The following is a 4,000-nucleotide window of genomic DNA, read 5'->3' on the forward strand; positions in this document are numbered from 1 at the left end:
CTCTTCAGCTAAGCGTGCTACATCCACTGGCTGTGGAATTAAATTAAGCTTACCCGCCTCCATTTTCGAAAAGTCGAGTACATCGTTTAATACCCGCAGCAACACCCCAAGAGCCCCGTCCGCTTGCTCAATATAGCTGCGTGCTTGTTGCCAATCATTTTGCTGTAACGCGAGGTAATGCAGCCCTTTAATACCATTGATGGGAGTGCGTATTTCGTGACTCATATTTGCTAAAAACTGACTCTTGATGCGGCTCGCGTCATCGGCTTTTTGTTTTTCGCGGCGCAGTGAGCGTGTTTGCTTCGCGACTTGTTCACCGATTTGAATGTTAGTGCCGGTTACAGAGATAAGAAACGTCACCAGCAACCACACAAATATCATCCCGGCAAGTTGTGCTAACCAGTATATTAACCACGCTGTGCGACTACGGGGTTGATGCAAGTCAACCTGCCACTGGCGTTTACCAATAAGTAGCTGATAGCTTGCCAATAACGTCATATCGCTGTGATCGGCAGTATAAATTGCGTGCGGCGCATCAGTTGTAGTGACATCAACCACGCTTGCCGTGACTAAGTGGTCTTGGCTAGCCGCTAATGTCTGCGCGAGTGTTTCTACACTCACCACAGCCACGACAAAGCCTTTAAAGTCGTCATCACTAGTGGTGTTAGTAAAGACCGGTTGAAAAAATAGCACCGCCAATTCGCTTGTGCCATGCACTAACTGTAACGGCTTGCTGATCATCAGCTCGTTTAACGTTTTAGACTGCTTAAGTGTCTCATCTATTGCGGGGTCTGCGGCTAAATCAAAGCCAAGTAGGCTATTGTTCCCCGGTAATGGGTTTATATATTGCACCGGATAATAGCCATCACGCACTGTAACGGCTTGCCAGTTATTCGTTGTCGAGCGCTGTTTCACATAGTAATTTTCTGTCACAGTGCGGGATCTCAATGCTTGATGCTGTGACAGCTGCTGATGTGGAACATAGGGCAGCCATTGAAATGCCAGCACCTCTTCACTTAACGCCAATTGCTTGCTAGTAAAACGAACAAACTCTTTAAACTGCACATCCTCACTACTGGCAAAAAAGGTAGCGAGTAATGTTAAGTGCGCGGTTATTTCCGCTAGTTCATTTTCAATCGTATTTTTTACTGTGTGTATTTTTGCTTGCTGCTGGGCGATATCTTGCGTTTTTTTAGCACTGGTCGCGCCATAAAAACTGACACAAATAACAATATAGATCACCAAAGACGGCACAATAACCTGTAAGCGCTGACGAACTTGCGAATAGTTAAACGCAGCCAGTAGCAGTGGCGTAAAAATAACAACCCCCACACTATCGCCAATCCACCACATAATAAAATTATTAACCACGGCATGCTGTGGAATCACGTTATTTAACGCTAATAAGCTGGTGCCAACTGCCGCACCAATAATACAACACAGTGGGCCTGCAACTAATAAGCTTTGCGTGTTGCGTTTAAGGGAAGATAAGTCGAGGGGCGCTTTTATCACTTTAGTGATTAGTTGCGCACCTAACCACGCTTGAAATACCGACGTCGTTGCGACGGCCATAGCTTGAATAAAGATTTGCCAATTTAAAATGTCGCTGGCGCTATCAAGATGGATTAAATTAGTAAATAACGCACCTATAAACGTGCCGACTATTGATTTTTGGCCCCATAATAAAAAACCCGCCACAGCAATGCCGGCAGGTGGCCACGAGCCAACGGCATAGCCGTCTATGGCAAGTAATAAGTTACTAAGATAACCCGTTATCAAATAAGCGCAGGCTAAGCCAAAAGACAAGGTAAATACATTCTTCATCGCCTGCGCTCCCTGCGCTCCCTGCGCTACCGGTTAAACCTGAGTGCAGTAATCATTATTTATAAAGTACTAATGCCTTATCTATTTGCGCACTTTTTTCATAACTGAGTGCCGCTTGCTGCATATAGTATTTTTTATTGTCGTTATTAAGTGCTTTATCAAATACTCTAGCAGCCAAGTCATAATCACCTTGAGCATTGGCTAAACACGCTAATGCCAACAGTAATGCGTTATTGTCTTCATCTTTTATCAAGCGCTCTTGAATACTACTTTGTAACTTTTGCGCATTTCCGGCTGTCGCTTTACTCAAAATATATGCTAGTTGCTGATGCTGTTCGTTGTACTTAACAAGCTTAATTAAATCACTTTCAATGGCAGTTAACTGCCCGGCTTTTGCCATTTCAGTTAAGTAAGCAATATAGGCATACTGCTGTAGCTTTTTAGGTAATTGCTTATATTTGCTAGTTCGCGCATCGGCTGGAAAAGAGGCAAAGTAGGCACAAAACACTTGAGTCCATTGCTCATCGTTTAATACTTTTTTACGTAACAAACGCGGTAAAAATGCTTCTAAAGCGGTAAAGTGTTGCTGCTGCACCAATACTTCGGTGTACACTTTTAACTCCAGTGGAGTGGCTTTTTTCGACTCGGCTCTCACACGTAGTTGTGACTCAATTGCACTACTATGCCCGCTTGCCAACCACAGTTTGGCTACTTTTAGCTGTTGTTCAGGGCTTATTTCAACTAACCGCTCTGCGGCTTTTTCTGGCTGATTATTGGCAAGCGCGGCCTTGGCTAATAACGCCAAACGAATGTCTTGGTATTGCGCTGGCGCACTGTTATTTGCTAATGCTTGCTCAAGTTGCTCGTAGTCATCGTTGATCACGCTCCACAATGCTTGCTCAATTGCCGCTTGTTTGCGCTGTTGGCTACGAGCAAAAAAGCTGTGTTTAGTATGGCGATAAAACGACAGTAAATAACGTAGCAGTTTATAGCCTAGGTAGCATACGGCTAATACTGCAACCAGCAACACCACAAACGACACAATAGTGCCTTCAATGGTGGTATTGTTAAACGCAATCAGCACATAGCCTTTTTCATCCAATAAAAATGGCGCCGCCGCTAATACTATCACCAGTACAACGATTAAGATGATCAACCCTATCATTTTGCCCACTCCTTCACTTTCGCAGTACTGTGTAAGGTGACGTCGGGGTTAAAATTAAGTGCTTCTTTTTCTAAATTAGCCAACGACTTTAATACCATTTTGGCCACTTCGTCATCTTGCTTAAAGTATTCGGCAATTAATCGTTTAGCTTCTGCTAGTGCTGCAAAATACACACTGGCGTGTTTGCTTAATAACGCATCTTGCGCTTGGGTGATATAAAGCTTAATACGTTGATTCACTAAATGACGTTGTTGCTCACTTAACATTGGCTCTACCGCAATACCCTCACGATGACGAATAGTAATAAAACCATCTAAAAATTGCTGCCAACTATTTGCTAAGTTTTGCTGCCAATCATTAATATCTTCACTTAATACACTTTCTTTTTTTGCCGCTTCTTCTGGTAAGTTCACCGCATTAAACACTAAATTATCAATGTTATTCAACACACTTGCGAGTTGCAGATAAATGGCTTCTACCGGAATCGGTTTTAAGTTGTCTAATGTTTGTATATCTTGGGTGAGCGCTTGGCGTACGCTAATGGTACCGGGGTGCTCACTCAGTAAGGCGTTCAAGCGTTTTAATACCGCGCTAGTGCCTTGGTAATCTTGTTCAGCCCATAACTTAAACTCAGCCATGCGTTGTAAGCTAGTCACTTCTTGTGGGTTTAGCGACGCGCCTTGTTGCTGTGCTTGTTGTAATGCGGCTTCGAGTTGCTGCTCGCTTTTTAGAGCACTTTCGCGTAGCTCTGCAGCCACTTTTTGTTCAGTAGCAACCAGCGTTTGCTGTAAATCAGCTTGCGCCGACTCCAGTGCTTGCAGTTGTTGTTGCAGTAATTTATTTTGCTCCGTGAGTGCAGTCACTGCAACTGCTTGCGTTTTACCCGCATTAAGTTTGCGGTAAAATTCATAGCCCACTCCGGAGGCCACAATTAACGAAATAATAAGCGCTATAATCGCAATTTTACTGACTTTTTGCTTATGTTTTTCCTCCGTATTACGCGCCTTTGCA

Annotated in this window: 3 protein-coding genes; all 3 read right to left on the minus strand. The window is 43.7% G+C overall.

What is annotated here, in order from left to right:
* A partial coding sequence (locus tag ABYB02_RS15315) for a CHASE domain-containing protein (protein WP_372763270.1) occupies positions 1-1,824 on the minus strand: 1,824 nt, incomplete at its 3' end.
* A 55-nt stretch (positions 1,825-1,879) separates the two neighbouring features.
* Entirely contained in the window at positions 1,880-2,989 is a 1,110-nt protein-coding gene (locus ABYB02_RS15320; protein WP_372763271.1) for a heme biosynthesis HemY N-terminal domain-containing protein, read from the minus strand.
* On the minus strand, positions 2,986-4,000 hold a 1,015-nt coding region (locus ABYB02_RS15325; protein WP_372763272.1), incomplete at its 5' end, for a uroporphyrinogen-III C-methyltransferase. The genes ABYB02_RS15325 and ABYB02_RS15320, both read right to left, overlap by 4 nt.

Source organism: Pseudoalteromonas sp., assembly GCF_041613455.1.
In the GTDB taxonomy this organism is placed as follows: domain Bacteria; phylum Pseudomonadota; class Gammaproteobacteria; order Enterobacterales; family Alteromonadaceae; genus Pseudoalteromonas.

Coding starts and splice junctions, on each gene's coding strand:
- ABYB02_RS15320 (WP_372763271.1), bottom strand. CDS start 2,989: ATGATAGGGTTGATCATCTTAATCGTTGTACTGGTGATAGTATTAGCG.